The sequence below is a fragment of the Pseudomonas sp. genome (genome assembly GCF_030150285.1).
Classification (GTDB): Bacteria; Pseudomonadota; Gammaproteobacteria; order Pseudomonadales; family Pseudomonadaceae; genus Aquipseudomonas.
The window spans coordinates 1-17,299 of the sequence record NZ_JASLGE010000076.1 but is presented as its reverse complement, the minus strand read 5'-3'; the positions used below and the strand labels follow the sequence as shown (position 1 = coordinate 17,299).

Annotated in this window: 15 protein-coding genes and 1 other RNA gene; all 16 read right to left on the bottom strand. The window is 58.9% G+C overall.

Annotated features, from left to right (window positions below):
* Positions 1–50: 50 nt before the first annotated feature.
* The 16 genes from ftsA to rsmI all read right to left on the bottom strand — a co-directional run bounded on the left by ftsA (position 51) and on the right by rsmI (position 17,289).
* The gene (gene ftsA / locus Q1W15_RS17165) at positions 51–1,310 is read right to left on the bottom strand and encodes a cell division protein FtsA (protein WP_300730496.1); all 1,260 of its coding nucleotides are present in this window, start codon (positions 1,308–1,310) and stop codon (positions 51–53) included.
* 15 nt (positions 1,311–1,325) lie between these two features.
* Positions 1,326–2,192 (bottom strand): cell division protein FtsQ/DivIB, encoded by an 867-nt coding sequence (locus tag Q1W15_RS17160; protein ID WP_300730494.1) that lies wholly within the window; start codon positions 2,190–2,192, stop codon positions 1,326–1,328.
* 4 nt (positions 2,193–2,196) lie between these two features.
* Positions 2,197–3,165 (bottom strand): D-alanine--D-alanine ligase, encoded by a 969-nt coding sequence (locus tag Q1W15_RS17155; RefSeq protein ID WP_300730492.1) that lies wholly within the window; start codon positions 3,163–3,165, stop codon positions 2,197–2,199.
* Positions 3,162–4,622, bottom strand: coding sequence for a UDP-N-acetylmuramate--L-alanine ligase (murC, locus tag Q1W15_RS17150; RefSeq protein ID WP_300730489.1), 1,461 nt, complete (start codon positions 4,620–4,622; stop codon positions 3,162–3,164). The genes Q1W15_RS17155 and murC overlap by 4 nt, the downstream gene beginning before the upstream one ends.
* Complete coding sequence (gene murG / locus Q1W15_RS17145) at positions 4,615–5,685, bottom strand: undecaprenyldiphospho-muramoylpentapeptide beta-N-acetylglucosaminyltransferase (RefSeq protein ID WP_300730463.1); 1,071 nt, start codon at positions 5,683–5,685, stop codon at positions 4,615–4,617. The genes murC and murG overlap by 8 nt, the downstream gene beginning before the upstream one ends.
* A complete protein-coding gene (gene ftsW / locus Q1W15_RS17140; RefSeq protein ID WP_300730648.1) occupies positions 5,675–6,886 on the bottom strand; it encodes a putative lipid II flippase FtsW in 1,212 nt (403 codons plus the stop codon). Before ftsW ends, murG begins: the two co-directional genes overlap by 11 nt.
* Complete coding sequence (gene murD, locus Q1W15_RS17135) at positions 6,886–8,232, bottom strand: UDP-N-acetylmuramoyl-L-alanine--D-glutamate ligase (protein ID WP_300730461.1); 1,347 nt, start codon at positions 8,230–8,232, stop codon at positions 6,886–6,888. The genes ftsW and murD overlap by 1 nt, the downstream gene beginning before the upstream one ends.
* Before the next feature lie 5 nt (positions 8,233–8,237).
* A complete protein-coding gene (gene mraY / locus Q1W15_RS17130; protein ID WP_300730459.1) occupies positions 8,238–9,320 on the bottom strand; it encodes a phospho-N-acetylmuramoyl-pentapeptide-transferase in 1,083 nt (360 codons plus the stop codon).
* Positions 9,320–10,687: a UDP-N-acetylmuramoyl-tripeptide--D-alanyl-D-alanine ligase gene (gene murF, locus Q1W15_RS17125; RefSeq protein WP_300730457.1), complete on the bottom strand. Its 1,368-nt coding sequence runs from the start codon at positions 10,685–10,687 to the stop codon at positions 9,320–9,322. The genes mraY and murF overlap by 1 nt, the downstream gene beginning before the upstream one ends.
* Positions 10,680–12,143, bottom strand: a complete 1,464-nt coding sequence (locus Q1W15_RS17120; protein ID WP_300730455.1) for a UDP-N-acetylmuramoyl-L-alanyl-D-glutamate--2,6-diaminopimelate ligase — start codon at positions 12,141–12,143, stop codon at positions 10,680–10,682. The genes murF and Q1W15_RS17120 overlap by 8 nt, the downstream gene beginning before the upstream one ends.
* A complete protein-coding gene (locus tag Q1W15_RS17115; protein ID WP_300730647.1) occupies positions 12,143–13,888 on the bottom strand; it encodes a penicillin-binding protein 2 in 1,746 nt (581 codons plus the stop codon). Before Q1W15_RS17115 ends, Q1W15_RS17120 begins: the two co-directional genes overlap by 1 nt.
* Positions 13,888–14,181: a cell division protein FtsL gene (gene ftsL, locus Q1W15_RS17110; protein WP_300730453.1), complete on the bottom strand. Its 294-nt coding sequence runs from the start codon at positions 14,179–14,181 to the stop codon at positions 13,888–13,890. The genes Q1W15_RS17115 and ftsL overlap by 1 nt, the downstream gene beginning before the upstream one ends.
* Positions 14,178–15,119 (bottom strand): 16S rRNA (cytosine(1402)-N(4))-methyltransferase RsmH, encoded by a 942-nt coding sequence (gene rsmH / locus Q1W15_RS17105; protein ID WP_300730646.1) that lies wholly within the window; start codon positions 15,117–15,119, stop codon positions 14,178–14,180. The genes ftsL and rsmH overlap by 4 nt, the downstream gene beginning before the upstream one ends.
* A gap of 2 nt (positions 15,120–15,121) precedes the next feature.
* Positions 15,122–15,577: a division/cell wall cluster transcriptional repressor MraZ gene (gene mraZ / locus Q1W15_RS17100; protein WP_300730450.1), complete on the bottom strand. Its 456-nt coding sequence runs from the start codon at positions 15,575–15,577 to the stop codon at positions 15,122–15,124.
* 356 nt (positions 15,578–15,933) lie between these two features.
* An RNA gene (rnpB, locus tag Q1W15_RS17095) (RNase P RNA component class A) lies at positions 15,934–16,287 on the bottom strand.
* 96 nt (positions 16,288–16,383) lie between these two features.
* Entirely contained in the window at positions 16,384–17,289 is a 906-nt protein-coding gene (gene rsmI / locus Q1W15_RS17090; RefSeq protein WP_152612704.1) for a 16S rRNA (cytidine(1402)-2'-O)-methyltransferase, read from the bottom strand.
* Between the last annotated feature and the right edge of the window lie 10 nt (positions 17,290–17,299).

Here is a 17,299-nt window from a genome sequence, read left to right as displayed (position 1 = left end):
TAGTTTTTTTCGCCTACTTCTACTGCTTTGAATCTGTTACCGCTCAAGCTTTAAAAATTGCCCTGCACCCAGCGCTTAAGGCGCTCAAGCACAGGGGCTTTTTGTTCATCACTGCTGTAGTTGTCGCGGTTGCTAATACCCGATATGGAAATACCGTCTGACTGCTTTTGCAGCCCGTACAGCAACAAGCCCACAGCGGTGGAGTAAATCGGATTGCGCACAACGTCGGTCAAACCCTTGAAGCTGTGCGGTACGCCCAAACGAACCGGCATATGGAAAATCTCTTCGGCCAACTCGACCGCGCCTTCCATTTTCGCCGTACCGCCCGTCAGGACGATGCCGGCCGGGATCAGGTCTTCGTAGCCGCTGCGACGCAGTTCAGCCTGAATCAGGGTGAACAGCTCGTCGTAACGCGGCTCGACCACTTCGGCCAGCGCCTGGCGCGACAGCTCACGCGGCGGGCGATCGCCCACGCTCGGCACCTTGATGGTTTCACCCGCGCCGGCCAGTTTGGCCAGGGCACAGGCGTAACGGATCTTGATTTCTTCGGCGTATTGGGTCGGTGTACGCAACGCCATCGCGATGTCGTTGGTCACCTGATCGCCCGCAATCGGGATTACCGCCGTATGGCGGATCGCGCCCTCGGTGAAGATCGCGATGTCGGTGGTGCCGCCGCCGATATCGACCAGGCACACGCCCAGTTCTTTTTCATCATCGGTGAGCACCGAATAAGCCGACGCCAGTTGCTCAAGAATGATGTCGTCCACTTCAAGGCCGCAGCGGCGTACGCATTTCTCGATGTTCTGCGCCGCATTCACCGCACATGTCACCACATGCACCTTGGCTTCCAGGCGCACGCCTGACATGCCCAGTGGCTCTCGAACACCTTCCTGGTTGTCGATCACGTAATCCTGCGCCAGCGTATGCAATACACGCTGGTCAGCCGGAATGGCGACGGCCTGAGCCGCATCCAGTACACGCTCAAGGTCAGCCGTGCTGACTTCGCGATCACGAATCGCCACGATCCCGTGAGAGTTCAGGCTGCGAATGTGATTACCCGCCACACCGACAAACGCCGAGTGAATCCGGCAACCGGCCATCAGCTGCGCTTCTTCAATCGCGCGCTGGATCGATTGCACGGTGGACTCGATGTTCACCACCACGCCTTTTTTCAGGCCCCGGGACGGATGCGTGCCAATACCGACGATTTCGATCACGCCGTCTTCTGCGACCTCGCCTACCAGCGCAACCACTTTGGAGGTGCCGATATCCAGGCCGACGATCATTTTGCCGCTTTGCACATTTGCCATGGGTCCTGCCTCTTCTTAATTCTTCGCGACTGCGGGTTGGGCTATCGTAGGTGCCACAGGTTCCCGCCAGCCGACGGCCAATCCGTTGGCGTAACGCAAATCAATGCGCGCGATGTTCGTAATCTGTTCTTTCAGCGTTTTGTCATAGATGGCTATGAATCGACGCATTTTCTCCACCAGGTGATCGCGCCCCAACAGCAGCTCGATCCCCGGTCCGGCAGTGCCGGCTCCGGTGGTCAGGAACCAGCTCCCCCGCTCACGCAGTTCCAGCCGGGCAATGGAAAAACCCATTGGCCGCAGCATCTGGCTCAACACCTGATACTGCTGCATGACTTTCTGTTGAGCCCGTTGAGGGCCAAACAGCTGCGGCAGGTGTTCGTAGTTGGCCAGCTCACGTGGCGTGAAGGCCTGCCCCTGGTTATTGAGCAGCGCTTCATCCCCCCAACGGGCGACCGGTAATTGTTCTTCCAGGCGTATCACCACCTGGTCTGGCCAGACACGCCGGACTTCGGCGTGTGCGATCCAGGGCATTTGCTCAAGCTCGGCGCGCATGCCCGCCAGGTCGACAGTAAAAAAGCTGGCGGCCATGTACGGCGCGATTCGCTGCTGCACGGCTTGCTGGCTGATGTAGGTCAGATCGCCCTGCACGTTAATGTTGGTAATTGGGCGGTCTGCATAAGGCATCAGCCGCTGCGCGCCTTCATACGTTCCAAACCCCAGTACCACCAACACCACAGGCCAAAGCAACGCCTTCAGAAAACCAAAGTTGGCTTTGGGCAAACGCACCGACATCGGCTCTTTGGCCACCATTCGACTGGCACCCCGAGGCACCGGCTTGCGGCCGGGGACGGGTGGCTGTTGACGGAGCGATGCGCCTTGCATGTTCTTAACCTCGCAACTCTTGGGTGCCCGCCACACTGGCCGCCAGAATCGATAGCACCAGTTGCTGGAAATCCAGGCCGGCAGCACGCGCGGCCATCGGTACCAGGCTGTGGTCGGTCATGCCGGGAGCGGTGTTGACTTCCAGCAGCCAGAACTGGCCATCGGTGTCCTGCATCACGTCCAGGCGGCCCCAACCGGTAATGCCAATCGCCTCACAGGCTTTTGCCGTAAGGTCCATCAGTTCTTGTTCCTTGGCGCTATCCAGCCCGCACGGGATCCGATACTGGGTATCAGAGGACACATACTTGGCGTCGTAGTCGTAGAACGTATGCGACGTGCCCAGGGCAATCGGTGGCAACACCTGGTCACGCAGGGTGGCGATGGTGAACTCAGGACCGTGGATCCATTGTTCGACCAACACTTGCGAATCGTACTGACTGGCCGCTTTCCACGCGTCGATCAATTCTTGCGCGCTGTTCACTTTGGCCATACCGATGCTTGAACCTTCATGCGCCGGTTTGACGATCAAAGGGAAGCTCAGTTCCTCAGCGGCAGAAATACAATCAGCTTCGCTGCTCAACACCGCATGGCGCGGGGTAGGAATACCCAAGCTGTGCCACACCTGTTTGGTACGCAGTTTGTCCATGGCCAGGGCCGACGCGAGAATGCCGCTGCCGGTGTAAGGAATACCCAGACATTCGAGCAAGCCCTGCATGCTGCCGTCTTCACCGCCACGCCCGTGAAGAATGATGAAGGCGCGATCGATTTTTTCTGCAGTGAGGCGCTTGATGAAATCATCGCCCACATCGATACCAAAGGCGTCTACTCCGGCGCTTTGCAGTGCACCAAGCACGGCACTGCCCGACTTCAGGGACACTTCGCGCTCGGCACTTTTGCCACCGAACAGCACGGCCACACGACCAAAATCGGCAGGCGCAAGGGTCGAGAACAGATTGGCGTAAGCAGCAGTCATTTCAGTTTCCCCTCGCTAGCCGCCACAACAGCACCTGCGAACAACGGACTGTTAATAAGTTGCGGTGCCAGACGGCCGATATCGCCCGCGCCCTGACACAACAGAATGTCGCCCGCCCGCAACAGCGGCTTGACGATCGGGGCCAGTTCAATGCCGCGCTCAATGTAGATCGGGTCCAATTGGCCGCGCTGACGAATGCTGTGGCACAGCTGACGGCTGTCAGCGCCGGGGATGGGCTCTTCGCCAGCCGGGTACACTTCCATCAACAGCAGCACGTTGGCATCGGCCAGCACTTGCACGAAGTCGTCGTACAGGTCACGGGTACGGCTGAAACGGTGCGGCTGGTACACCATGACCAGACGGCGATCCGGCCAACCACCGCGCACGGCTTTTATCACTGCGGCGACTTCGGTCGGGTGGTGACCGTAGTCATCCACCAGCATTACGCTACCGCCTTCAACCGGCAGTTCGCCGTAGACCTGGAAGCGTCGCCCTACGCCCTGGAAGCCCGACAGGCCCTGAACGATGGCTTCGTCGCTGATGCCTTCATCCGAGGCGATGCAGATAGTGGCCAGCGCATTGAGTACGTTGTGATTGCCCGGCATGTTGACCGAAACATCCAGCGGCTCACGGTCCGGGCGCAGCACGGTGAAGAAGGTTTGCATGCCTTGCTGGCGCACATTGATTGCCCGCACGTCAGCCACTTCGCTGAAGCCGTAGGTCACGGTCGGCCGTTTGACCAGCGGCAGGATTTCACGCACGACCGGGTCGTCCAGGCACAACACCGCGAGCCCGTAGAACGGCAGGTTGTGCAGAAACTCAACGAAGGTTTTCTTCAGTTTATTGAAGTCACCCTCGTAGGTCGCCATGTGGTCGGCGTCAATATTGGTGACCACGGCAACCATCGGTTGCAGGTGCAGGAAGCTGGCGTCGCTTTCGTCGGCTTCAGCGATCAGGTAACGGCTGGTGCCCAGTTGTGCATTGGTGCCCGCTGCATTCAGGCGGCCACCAATCACAAACGTCGGGTCCAGGCCACCGGCCGCAAACACAGACGCCAGCAGGCTGGTCGTGGTGGTTTTGCCATGCGTGCCGGCAACGGCGATGCCATGGCGATAGCGCATCAGTTCCGCCAGCATTTCAGCTCTCGGCACCACCGGAATACGGCGTTCCAGTGCGGTGGCCACTTCCGGGTTTGAGGTATTAATCGCGCTCGAAACCACCAGTACATCGGCATTCGCCGCGTTTTCGGCGCGGTGGCCGATAAAGATCTGAGCACCGAACGATTCAAGACGCTCAGTCACCGCTGAGGCGTTCAGGTCGGATCCCGACACGTCATAGCCCAGGTTCAGTAACACCTCGGCGATACCGCACATGCCCACGCCGCCGATACCGACAAAGTGGATGCGGCGAATCCGGCGCATCTCGGGTTGTGGCATTGCGCGTTGATTCTCAACCATTGGCCACCTCCAGGCAGATGTCTACGACGTTACGGGTGGCATCAGGTTTGGCCAGGCGGCGGGCATTGGCCGCCATGCTGTTGAGTCGTTCCGGTTGCATCAAAACCTCTGTCAGGCGTGCAGCCAGTTCGGCTGCGCCAGTTGTCGCTTGCGGCATCAGGAAAGCTGCGCCCTCGCGTGCCAAAAAGTCGGCATTGCGGCTCTGATGGTCATCAATCGCGTGGGGCAAAGGCACCAGCAACGAAGGCAGACCGGCCGCAGCCAGTTCACTGACAGTCAGCGCGCCTGCGCGACAAACCACCAGGTCGGCCCAGCCATAGGCGTGGGCCATGTCTTTGATAAAAGGCTGTACATCCGCCTCGACACCGACCGCGCGGTAGCGCTCGGCGGTTATCTGATCATGCTGTTTGCCCGCCTGATGAAACACGTCAGGGCGCACGTCAGCCGCTACCTTGGCCAAGGCTTCAGGCAACAATTTGTTCAACGGCTCGGCCCCCAGGCTGCCGCCCAGCACCAACAGGCGCGCCTTGCGCCCTTCAAGTGCTGCGCGTGGCGCAAGGGTGAACAGTTCTGGCCGCACCGGGTTGCCGGTGGTGCGCAGTTTGTCCGAGGCCGCGAACGTCTCAGGAAAGGCTTCGCACACACGTTGAGTCATCGGTACCAACAAACGGTTAGCGGTACCGGCCACGGCGTTCTGCTCGTGAATAATCACCGGCACGCCACAGACTTTGGCCGCCAGGCCGCCCGGGCCTGTCACGTAGCCGCCAAACCCCAACACACACACCGGTTTGAGCCGGCGAATGATTGCGCGCGCCTGGAACACCGCGTTCAGCAGTACAAACGGGGCCTTGAGCAGCGACAGTTTGCTTTTGCCACGCAGCCCCGCAACGTTAATGCGGTGCAGGGTGAAACCTGCCGGTTCAACCAGTTCGTTTTCGATGCCTCGCGGCGTGCCGAGCCAGTGCACGGTGTAACCTCGGGCTTCGAATTCACGGGCACAGGCCAGCGCCGGGAAAACGTGCCCGCCAGTACCGCCTGCCATGATCAGCACATTAGCGCCCATGGTTCGGCTCCTCTGCGAAGTCGCTTTCCTTGAAATCGGTCTCTTCACTGCCCAGATGGGTTCGACTTTCCCACTCGATACGCAGCAACAACCCCATACACACACAGCAAATCACCAACGAACTGCCGCCGTAACTGAGGAACGGCAAGGTCAGGCCTTTGGTGGGTAACAAGCCCACGTTTACCCCGATGTTGATCAGGAACTGGCCGATCCACAGGAACGACAAGCCGTATGCCATATACGCCGCGAAATATTGCTTGGCCCGCTCGGCCCACAGCCCGATGTACATGCCGCGCACGCAGACAAACACGAAGAGCGCCACGGTCAGCAGCGAACCCACCACGCCCAGCTCTTCAGCCAGCACCGAGAACACGAAGTCGGTATGGGCTTCAGGCAGGTAGAACTGTTTCTGAACGCTGTTGCCCAGCCCGACGCCAAACCATTCACCGCGCCCGAAGGCAATCAGGGCCTGAGTCAATTGGTAGCCGGAGCCGAACTGGTCGGACCACGGGTCGGTAAAGGTGATCAACCGCGCCATGCGGTAGGGCTGCGCCTGAACCAGCACAAACACGGCACCGACGGCCAGGGCCACCATCAGCGCGAAACGAAACAGGCCGACGCCACCGAGGAACAACATGGCGGCAGCCGCCCCCATCATCACGACCGTGGCCCCGAAGTCAGGCTCCATAAGCAACAGGCCGGCCATGGGCAGCAGCACAATGAAGGGCTTGAAGAAGCCCATCCAGCTTTCGCGGACTTCCTTCTGCTGGCGCACCAGATACCCGGCGAGGTAAATCACCACAAACACCTTGGCAATTTCCGAGGGCTGCACGTTGAAGAAGCTAAAGCCGATCCAACGCATCGAACCATTAACCTCTCGGCCAATACCCGGCACCAATACCATCACCAACAGGCCAAAAGCCCCGATCAGTAACAACCAGCCCAAACGCTGCCAGGTCGCAATCGGCACCATCATGGTCAGCACACACGCAACCAGGCCGAGCACGATGTAAAACAGGTGACGAATCATGTGGTAGAGGGTGTTGCCCGATTGCAACGCGGCCACTTCAGACGAGGCTGAAGTAATCATCACCAACCCCAGGCCCAACAACGCCAGGCAACCTGCCAGCAACGGGAAATCGAGATCAATGCCACGGCCCGTGATCAACGGCGAAGGGTAAGGCTTGAGTATGCCGAAAATCATGCCAGGGCCCCCACTGCACGCGCGAACAGTTGGCCACGGTCTTCGTAGTTTTTGAACATGTCAAAGCTGGCGCAGGCCGGAGCCAACAACACGGCGTCACCGGAGTACGCCAGCGAACGGCTGCGCTCAACCGCTTCATCCAGCGAAGCAACCCGCACTATCGGCACCGCATCGCCCACCGCCTCAGCGATCAACGGCGCATCGCGCCCGATCAACACCACCGCACGGCAGTACTTGGCCACCGAGCCGCGCAAGCCGCTGAAGTCAGCCCCTTTGCCCTCACCGCCAGCAATCAGGACCAGTTTGCCGTTCATGTCCGCACCCAGGCCGTCGATCGCTGCCAGCGCCGCGCCCACGTTGGTGGCTTTGGAATCGTTGTAGTAGCTGACGCCATCCAGCTCACGCACCCATTGGCAGCGGTGCTCAAGACCGGCAAAGGTGCGCAGGGTCGACAGCATCACATCGAAGGGCAAGCCCACCGCATGCCCCAGCGCCAAAGCGGCCAATGCATTGGCCTGGTTGTGGGCTCCACGGATTTTCAACTCGCGTACGGGCAGCAGGTTGTCGAATTCAAAGGCGAGGTATTTTTCGCCATTCACTTCACGCAGACCAAAGGCCTTGAAGTCCGGAACGCCCAGGCCAAAGGTCCAGCACGGCAAGCCCTCACCCATCAAGGGGCGGGTCAGTGCATCCTGGCGATTCACAACCACTTGCTTCGCACCACGGAAAATCCGGTGTTTGGCCAAGTGGTAGGCCGGCAGGCCGCTGTAACGGTCCATGTGGTCTTCGCTGACATTAAGCACGGTAGCCACTTCAGCGCCCAGTTGGTGAGTGGTCTCCAGCTGAAAGCTCGACAACTCCATCACGTACAGCTCGACGTCATCACTGAGCAGGTCCAGCGCAGGCGTGCCCAGGTTGCCGCCAACCGCGACGCGCTTGCCCGCCGCAGCGGCCATTTCGCCCACCAGCGTGGTCACCGTACTTTTGGCATTGGACCCACTGATTGCCACGATGGGTGCTTTTGCGTTACGCGCGAACAGGTCGATATCGCCCGACAGTTTCACGCCACGGGCAGCCGCGGCCTGTAACGCCGGAGTCGCCAGCGCCAGCCCCGGGCTCACGTAGAGCTCATCGGCGCGGCACAGGAATTCGACATCCAGCTCGCCACAACGCACCTCCACTTGCGGGTAGTCACGGCGCAGCGTGACCAGCTCCGGTGGATTTTCCCGCGTGTCCGCCACAGCAAACGACACGCCCTGCTGCGCGAGGAAGCGCACCAGGGACATGCCACTCTTGCCGAGGCCGACAACGATGCGGAAGTGGTCAGAAGCGATCAGAGACACAGGTTCTACCTCAGCTTCAGTGTGGCAAGGCCAATCAGCACAAGAATCACGGTGATGATCCAGAAACGAACGATCACGCGGGGTTCAGGCCAGCCCTTGAGTTCAAAGTGGTGATGAATGGGTGCCATACGGAACACCCGCTTGCCGGTCAGCTTGAACGACGCGACCTGGATCACCACCGACAGGGTTTCCATCACGAACACGCCGCCCATGATGAACAGCACGATTTCCTGGCGCACAATAACGGCGATCGTGCCCAAGGCAGCGCCCAGCGCCAATGCGCCGACGTCGCCCATAAACACTTGGGCCGGGTAGGTGTTGAACCAAAGAAAGCCCAGACCGGCACCAATCAACGCGCCGCAGAACACAATCAACTCACCCGCGCCCGGCACATAAGGGATCAGCAGGTAATCGGCAAATTTCACGTTGCCCGACAGGTAGCAGAAAATACCCAATGCCCCGCCCACCATCACCGTGGGCATGATCGCCAGGCCATCAAGGCCGTCAGTCAGGTTGACCGCGTTGCTTGAGCCCACAATGACAAAGTAGGTCAGCACCACAAAGCCGATGCCCAGCGGAATGCTGGCGTCTTTGAGGATTGGCAGAATCAGGGTGGTTTCAACGGCACTCGGGGCCGTGGCATACAGGAAAATAGCGGCACCCAGGCCAAACACCGACTGCCAGAAATACTTCCAGCGGCTCGGAAGGCCGCGGGAGTTTTTCTCGATGACTTTGCGGTAGTCATCCACCCAACCGATGGCACCGAACAACAGAGTCACGATCATGACGACCCAGACATAACGATTGCTCAGGTCTGCCCACAGCAAGGTACTAACGGTAATGGCTGACAGGATCAACGCCCCGCCCATGGTCGGCGTGCCCGACTTGGACAAATGCGATTGCGGGCCATCGTTACGCACCGATTGGCCAATCTGGCGCGACTGCAGGGTGCGGATCATCCACGGCCCAAGGCAGAGCGACAAAGAGAGCGCGGTCAAGACGCCCAGAATTCCCCGAAGGGACAAGTACTGGAAGACCGCAAAGCCCTTATAGAACTGTTGCAGATACTCCGCTAGCAGCAGCAGCATTAATGTTTCTCCCCGCTGGAACCGCACAACGCCACAACGATGTTTTCCATCGCTGCGCTGCGCGAACCCTTGATCAAAATGGTGGTGTTTGTGTCGTGTTCAGTGCGAAGCGCCGTGATCAGGTCAGCCTGATTGGCAAAGTGACGAGCCTGGTGTCCAAATGCAGCGACGGCATGGACCATCATGGGTCCTACCGCGTAGAGCGCTGAAACCTTGTCGGCGGCATAAGCGCCTACTTCACGATGACCTTGCTCTGCCCACTCACCCAGCTCGCCAATATCTCCGAGCACCAGGACGGTGCGACCGGAAAAGCCGGCAAGTATATCAACGGCCGCGCACATTGAGGTGGGGTTTGCATTGTAGGTGTCATCAATAATTCGCAGCCCGGCCGTGCTGAGCTGAGCCACGGCACGCCCTTTGACCGGTAACACAGCTTCAAGGCCGGTCGTGATGCCCAAAAGCGAGACACCCAACGCATGGGCAGCCGCCGCAGCCGCCAACGCATTGGCAACATTATGGTTGCCCAGCAGGTTGAGTTGCACACGAGCAACCCCCAACGGGGTGTGCATATCAAAACCCGGGCAACCACGAGCATCGCGGGAGAGAGTGCCCGCATAGAAATCTGCCGCAGGGTTTGTCAGCGCAAAGCTGAGCACCTTGCGCCCTGCTGCGCGCGCTTTCCAAATGCCAAATGCCTTGTCATCCAGATTCAGAACAGCGATGCCATCAGCCGGCAGCCCTTCCAGAATTTCCCCTTTGGCTTCAACGATTTTGTCCGGCCCGCCGAACTCGCCCACATGGGCTGTACCGGCATTGTTCAGGACTGCCACATGGGGCTGGGTCATGCCAACGGTGTATGCAATTTCACCCAGGCGCGAAGCCCCCAACTCGATCACCGCCGCCGTATGTTCCAGCGTCAGTTCAAGCAGGGTCAGCGGTACACCCAAGTCGTTATTCAAATTGCCTTTGGTCGCCAGTACCGGGCCACGGGTACGCAGGATGCAGGCCAGCATCTCCTTGACCGTGGTTTTGCCACTGGAACCGGTAATGGCCGCAACGGGTTTGTCGTAACCGGCGCGATTGAGCGCACCCAAGCGCCCCAATGCTTCGCGGGTGTCTTTGACCACCAGCTGTGGCAACGACGACTCGGGCACTTCGCGCTCGACCAGTGCGGCAACAGCTCCCTTGGCAGCGACTTCATTCAGGTAATCGTGGCCATCAAAACGCGGCCCTGTCAGGGCGACAAATAGCGCCCCCTTGGTAATCGCGCGGCTGTCGATGCTGACACTGCTGAAGCGGGCATCCGCGCCACACAAGCGGCCTTCAAGGGATACAACCACGTCGCTTAACAACAAGGGCTTAAGCATGCGCCGCCTCCCATGTGTCCAGGGCTGCCTGAGCAGCTACCAGATCAGAGAAGTCGTGGCGCACGCCATTGATTTCCTGATAGTCCTCATGACCTTTGCCGGCCAGCACAATCACGTCTTCGGCGCGAGCACCGGCAATCAATTGCGCAATGGCGTCGCCGCGACCCGCCACGAAGGTGACGCTGTCGGGTGCGCTAAAGCCCACACGAATATCGTCGAAAATCTGCATCGGTGCTTCTGTGCGCGGGTTGTCATCGGTCACCAGCACGCCGTCTGCCAAGCGTTCAACTACCTCAGCCATCAGCGGGCGCTTGCCGCGATCGCGATCACCGCCGCAGCCGAACAGGCACAGCAACTGACCTTTGGCGTGCGGGCGCAAGGCTAACAAGACTTTTTCCAGCGCATCCGGGGTGTGGGCGTAATCGACCACAACCAAAGGTTTGGCTCCGCCACCCAGACGCTGCATGCGACCAATAGGCCCTTCCAGCTTCGGCAGGACCTTGAGAATTTCATCCAATGGGTAATTCAGCCCCAGCAAGGCACCGACAGCCGCCAGCACGTTGCTCAGGTTGAAGCGGCCCAGCAAACGGCTGCGCAGCAGATACTCACCTTGTGCCGTGATCAGCGTGGCGCGCACGCCCTCATCGTCGAAAGTGGCATCACGGCAATACAACGCCGCATCGCTGTCTTCTAGGCTATAGCTGATCAAGCGCGATTCGTGTTTTTCTGCTGCCAGTTGGCGCCCGAACGCATCGTCCAGGTTGAGTACCCGGCAACGCAGGTCCGGCCAGGCAAACAGCTTGGCTTTCGCCGCCGCATAGGCTTGCATCGTGCCGTGGTAGTCCAGGTGGTCACGGGACAAGTTGGTCAATACCGCCACGTCAAACGCCAAGGCACTGACCCGGCCCTGATCCAGGCCATGGGACGACACTTCCATCGCCACGGCTTTGGCACCGGCTTTTTTCAGGTCGGCCAACATGGCCTGAACGGCAATCGGGTCAGGGGTGGTGTGGCGACCGCTGTGCAGCGCGCCATAAAAACCGGTCCCCAACGTGCCCACAATGCCGCAGTGCTGGCCCAGCAAGTCCAGCGCTTGCGCCACGAGCTGGGTGACGCTGGTTTTACCGTTGGTGCCGGTCACGCCCACCAGATTGAGGTGATGGCTCGGCTCGCCATAAAAACGGCCGGCCAGATCGGACAATTGGCCAAGCAGACCTTTGACCGGTATCAGCGGTACAGGGGTGATGGGCAGAACCTCTGCGCCTTCCACTTCATAGGCGACCGCTGCCGCGCCGCGCGCGAGGGCATCAGCAATGTGATCACGGCCGTCAAGCTTGCCGCCAGGCACGGCCAGGAACAGATCACCGGCCCGCACATTGCGGCTATCCAGTGTCAGTTCGCGAATCAGCAGGTCGTGACCTGCATGAGGGAAAATCTTGTTCAGGCTCAGGGGCATTATCCGCGCCCTCCTTTGGCTGCCGCAGCAGTGGCTGCCGCTTGTTGCTCTGCGGCTGTCGGCAGGTTATCTGGCGACACGTTCATCAGACGCAGGGTTCCGGACATGACTTTGCTGAAAACCGGGGCCGAGACCAAGCCACCGAAGTAGCCTGCTTTGCTGGGTTCATCGATCACGACAACAATGGCGTAACGCGGGTCGCTCATGGGGCCAAAACCGGCAAACAACGAACGGTAAGAGTTCACTGCATAGCCTTTGACGCCACCGGACGAGGTTTTGCGCGCCGTACCCGACTTACCGCCAACGTGATACGCCGGCACCTTGGCACGCCACACACCGCGCGGGTTTTCGATCACTTCCTGCAGCATGCCCTGCAATGTTTTGGCGACCTGCTCCGGCATGACCTGAACAGCCTGTACCGGCTTGTCCTTGTCCCCTTTAAGCAGCGTCAATGGCGCGAGCTTGCCGTTGTTGGCCAATGCCGAGAAGGCATGAACCAACTGGATAGCGGTCACCGACACACCGTAGCCGTAAGAAAGGGTCGCGGTTTCAGCCTTGCGCCATTCACGGTAGTTCGGCAGGTTGCCTACACGTTCGCCCGGAAAGCCCAGACCGGTGTCTTGCCCCAGCCCCATCTTGGCCATCTGACGGAAGATCGCTTCACCACCGATATCGAAGGCCACCTTGCTCATGCCTACGTTACTGGAGTTGATCAGAATGCCTGTCAGGTCAAGCACCGGGCCTTCAGTACGCGATACGTCACGGATGGTGTACTTACCGATTTGCAACGTACCCGGGTACACCTCGACCTTGTCGGTGGGTTTCCAGCGACCGGTTTCCAGCGCTGCGCTCATCGAGATCGGCTTCACCGTGGAGCCCGGTTCAAACACGTCGATCATGGCGCGGTTACGCATCATCGCCGGCTGCAGGTTGCGGCGGTTGTTCGGGTTGTAGGTCGGCTGGTTGACCATCGCCAGGATTTCACCGGTCTTCACGTCCATGATGACCAGGCTGCCGGCTTTGGCACCGTTCTCGACCAGCGCATTGCGCAGCTCACGGTTGGCCAGGTATTGCAGGCGCAGGTCAATCGACAATGCCAAGGTCTTCCCTGCCTTGGCATTTTTAGTGACCTGAATGTCTTTGATCAGACGCCCTCGCCGGTCCTTGATGACTTGCCGCTTGCCGGGCACACCGGCCAGCCATTCGTCATAAGCCAGCTCGACACCTTCACGGCCTTTATCGTCAATATCGGTAAAGCCGACCATGTGCGCGGTGACTTCACCGGCCGGGTAGAAGCGGCGGAACTCTTCAATGCCATAAACACCTGGCACTTTCAGGTCGAGCACGATTTGACCCTGTTCAGGGGTCAGGCCGCGAACCAGATAGATGAATTCTTTGTTGGCCTGCTGCTCAAGACGCGCAGTGAGTACCTTCGGGTCTTGCCCGAGGGCACGCGCCAGTTCTGGCCAGCGGTCTTTGACCGCTTGCATTTCCTTGGCATTGGCCCACAGGGTTGTCACCGGCGTACTGACAGCCAAAGGCTCGCCATTACGGTCGGTGATCAGCCCACGGTGTGCCGGAATCTGGATATGACGCAAGCTGCGAGCATCGCCTTGACCTTTAAGGAAGTCGTGGTCGATTACCTGCAGGTAGACAATTTGGCAAGCAATAGCACCCACCAGCAGTGCAAGCAGTGCAAGCACCACACGAAAACGCCATGGATACAGCGCGCCTTCGAGTTTAATCATGGCGCCACCATCCGGACTTCTGCTGCGCCAGGGATATGCATCTTCAGTTGCTCACTGGCCAGTGTTTCGATGCGGCTATGGGCAGTCCAAGTGCTTTGCTCAAGAATTAAACGCCCCCACTCGGCCTGCGCCTTGTCGCGCACACTCAGCTCGCCGTAAAGGGTATTGAGCAGTTGACGGTTCCAGTGCGCGCTGTAAGAAACGCCCACCGCAGAAACCAGCACGGCAACAAACAGCAGCAGCATGAAAAAGCTTCCGCCGGGAAGTGGCTTGGCGAAGAGCTTGTTCAACGAAGCTTCTCCGCAACACGCATGACAGCGCTACGCGAGCGCGGGTTGGCTTTGAGCTCTGCGTCTGAAGCAAACTGCGCCTTGCCATGAATTTTAATTTTGGGAACAAACGTGGTGTGCTGAACGGGCAAACCACGCGGCAAATTATCGGGCTCACCCTTGACCAGTTTGCGCATGAACAATTTGACGATACGGTCTTCCAGGGAGTGGAAGCTGATCACCACCAGACGGCCACCCACTTCAAGCGACTCAAGTGCAGCTTCAAGGCCGGCTTCCAGGTCACCCAACTCATTGTTGACATGAATGCGCAGCCCCTGGAACGTACGGGTTGCCGGGTGCTTGCCCTTTTCCCAGGCCGGGTTGGCGACCTTCAGTACTTCAGCCAGGTCGGCGGTACGCTCAAACGGTTTAATTACCCGACGCTCAACGACCGCACGCGCCATACGACCCGAAAAACGCTCTTCGCCATACTCTTTGAAGACGCGGGCAATTTCTTCCTGAGACGCCGTATTAACGAATTCGGCCGCGCTGATGCCGGCATCCGGATTCATGCGCATGTCCAGCGGGCCGTCATTCATGAAGCTGAAGCCGCGCTCCGGGTCGTCCAGTTGGGGCGAGGAGACACCCAGGTCGAGCAATACGCCGTTGACCTTGCCAGCCAAGCCACGGGAAGCAATTTCGGATCCCATTTCAGCAAAACTGCGCTGCACAATGACAAAGCGGCCGTCTTCGGCCGCTAACGCTTGCCCGGTGGCAATCGCTTGGGGATCTTTATCGAACCCGAGTAGCCTGCCGCCGGGGCCCAACTTCTGGAGTATCAGGCGGCTATGCCCGCCACGGCCGAAGGTGCCATCCAGATAGCATCCATCAGGACTTACGGCGAGAGCCTCTACAGCTTCGTCGAGCAGTACAGTGATGTGGTTGAAGCCGCTATCTATAGTCACAGAATTAAATCACGCAGTTCGTCAGGCATCGCGCCCGGTTGTTGAATGGCTGCAAGGTCAGCGGCAGAAACAGCTTCCCAAGCATCCTCGTCCCACAGTTGAAACTTGTTTAACTGGCCAACCAACATCGCGCGCTTGTCCAACTTGGCATATTCACGCAGACGCGGCGGTACCAGAAAACGGCCACTGCCATCGAGCTCAAGGTCGACGGCGTTCCCAATCAACAGGCGTTGTAGACGGCGGTTCTCTTCACGCAACGAAGGCAACGCCCGCAGCTTGGTCTCAATCAATTCCCACTCATCGAGCGGGTACACACATAAGCAGGGATCTACCGCATCAATGGTCACGATCAGTTGCCCGGAGCTTCTCGAAACCAGCTCGTCACGGTACCGGCTCGGCATTGCGAGACGGCCCTTGGCGTCGAGACTGATTGCATTAGCTCCGCGAAACACGAGGCGATACTCCAAATATTAGCGTTTTACGTCTGAAAAACCCACTTTCTGCCACTTTTCTCCACTTATGCACACTATAGGAATGCGCCTACCACACCGTCAAGGCGCGGCCCCAAGGAAAATCCTTACATTACGGAGATTTAGGTCGGTAAATAGACGTACAGCAATAAGCGGAGAGTGATTTCGACAAGCAATGCGCAACAAACTCAAAGCCCTAGACTTCAAACTTAAAGTAGTTTGTTAAGACTAAGATCTTTTCGGCATTATTTATGAGGTCTTACTTGCGAATAGTACAAAGAGGGTGAAGCTGGCGCTTCGGTTTACGACCTGCTTGCAGCGCAAGCAGAGGGAAAAAGGTGGAGAGTCGATCTGTAAGCCGGGTTCTGTCTTGAACAGTCATTCGTCTACGATGGCCATCACTGGACATCTTTAGCAACCTACCCGGTCCCAGCGCGGGCCACGCCTTGAGACCCTATTTGGTCTTGCTCCAAGTGGGGTTTACCTAGCCACGAACTGTTGCCAGACGTGCGGTGCGCTCTTACCGCACCTTTTCACCCTTACCGGCACCGAAGCGCTTAGGCGGTTATTTTCTGTGGCACTTTCCGTAGGCTCACGCCTCCCAGGCATTACCTGGCACTTCGCCCTATGGAGCCCGGACTTTCCTCCCCCCCCTAATTTTCATAGAAGGCAGCGACTGTCCAATCGACTCTCCGCCGCGCAGGTTAACGGCACGGCGGCTTGAGGACAAGTATTAAAAGTGCGGCATTGCCATCACGTTCAGACGAAATACAGATTTGCCCCTGGAACTATTCGGCCTTCTGCTTATCGAGCGCGACCTGATACAACACATTCTTGCGCACGCCGGTAATTTCCGCTGCCAGGGCGGCGGCGCGCTTGAGTGGCATTTCCTTGAGCAACAAATCGAGGACGCGCATCGCCTCGCTGCCCACCGCATCTTCATTCTCCGGCGCGGTCCAGCCTGCTACCAACACCACGCATTCGCCACGTTGCTGATTGCTGTCGCCCTCGACAAACGCTCGCAGCTCCTCCAGCGGCAACCCCTTGAGGGTTTCGAAGGTCTTGGTCAACTCTCGGGCCAGCAAGGCCAGACGCTCACCGCCGAACTCCAGCTCCATGTCTTGTAGGCATTCAAGGATACGATGCGGAGCCTCATAGAAGATCAAGGTGCGCGGTTCTTCTTTAAGTGCCTGCAGACGCGCCCGACGCCCTACAGCCTTGGCGGGCAGGAAGCCTTCGAAGATAAAGCGGTCCGAGGGCAACCCGGCGGCCGATAATGCAGCAATCAGCGCGCAGGCTCCCGGAACAGGCACTACATTGATACCTGCGGCACGGGCCTGGCGGACCAGGTGGTAACCAGGATCGGAAATCAGGGGCGTGCCCGCGTCGGAAATCAGCGCGACGTCATCACCCGCCAAAAGACGTGTGATAAAGCGGCTACCCTCTTCACGTTCGTTGTGTTCGTGGCAGGCCGCTAATGGCGTGCTGATACCAAAATGCTGCATCAACCGTTGGGAGTGCCGCGTGTCTTCTGCCGCGATCAATTTCACCTCGCGCAACACTTTCAGCGCCCGGGCACTGATGTCGTCCAGGTTGCCAATGGGCGTCGCCACCACAAAAAGCGAGCCAGCAGTGGAATTCAAAGGACCTGGAGCAGTCAAAGCGCACACCTCGATGGTTGGCAAAAGCCACATTGTAGCGCGT